Origin of the sequence: Streptomyces katrae (assembly GCF_000966975.1) — a bacterium.
In the GTDB taxonomy this organism is placed as follows: domain Bacteria; phylum Actinomycetota; class Actinomycetes; order Streptomycetales; family Streptomycetaceae; genus Streptomyces; species Streptomyces katrae.
Window position 1 is genome coordinate 1 of the sequence record NZ_JZWV01001169.1, and the last position, 1,021, is coordinate 1,021.

A 1,021-nucleotide genomic window follows, 5' to 3' on the forward strand; every position below is an offset into this window, starting at 1 on the left:
CCCCAACCGGTCCCTGAGACCGCCCCGCCGAAGTCCCGACCTCCCCGCCCCCGTCCCGCTTTCCGCTACCGCCCGACGTGCGGTACCCACCCCACCCCACCCCCAGAGCCTCAGGCCTCCGGCGATGCCCCGCGTTGGAGGTCTTCGCCGAATTCGATCATGCGGCGGGCGTAGTCCTCGGTCCATTCCGCCGCCTCGGCGATCGCGGAGGGGGTGAGGCGGTCGAAGCGGCGGGGGTCGGCCAGCTGGGCCGCCGCCAGGGCCTGGAACTCCTCCGCCCGGTTCTGCGCGGCCCGGAAGGCCAGCGTCAGCTCGGTCGCGCGCGCCAGTAGCTCCCGCGGGTCCTCGATCGACTCCAGGTCGAAGAAGTGCTCCGGGTCCGCGACGGCCTCCGAGGGCTCGAAGAGCAGCGGTGCCGGCCGCTGCCTCCGCTCGGTCCGCTCGGGCTCTGCCATGCGTGTCCTCCTGCGCGTACGAATCCTCCGGGCCACCCTCCATTGTCCAACGCCTGGCAAGGGTGCCGGGCGTCACGCCGTCGCGGGCTCCTTCACCAGCGCCGCGATGTCGTCGAGCACGCCCGACACCTCGGCCGCCAGGCCCTCGGGCGCGGTGAAGCCGTCGGCGCCGAGCAGGCCGAGGACGCCGGGGACCGCCGCCGAACGGGCCGCGGGCACCATGCCGACCTGGGTGAGCACCGGCAGCAGCATCTCGGCGGCCGGGGCGCCGCCGCTGCCGCCCGCGCTGTAGCTGACGATGCCGACCGGCTTGCCCTGCCACTCGGCGTAGAGGAAGTCGACGGCGTTCTTGAAGGGGGCGGTGAAGCCGCCGTTGTACATCGGCAGGACGAACACGAACGCCTCGGCGGGCTCGATGAGCGCGCTCCAGTCACGGGTGTGCTGGTGGGTGTAGTTGCCGCTGGAGGGGAACTCCGGCTCGTCCAGGAACGGGAGGGCCACCTCGGCGAGGTCGACCGGGGTCACCTCGAAGGAGCCGTGCTCGCGGGCGAGGTCCGCCACCCAGC

The 1,021-nt window shown here is 73.4% G+C and carries 2 protein-coding genes; both read right to left on the minus strand.

The window, feature by feature from the left end; genetic code table 11:
* Positions 1-110: 110 nt before the first annotated feature.
* Entirely contained in the window at positions 111-455 is a 345-nt protein-coding gene (locus VR44_RS34300) for a hypothetical protein (protein ID WP_045951553.1), read from the minus strand.
* A gap of 72 nt (positions 456-527) precedes the next feature.
* Positions 528-1,021 (minus strand): NADPH-dependent FMN reductase (locus tag VR44_RS34305; protein ID WP_045951554.1); only part of this gene is annotated, 494 nt, incomplete at its 5' end.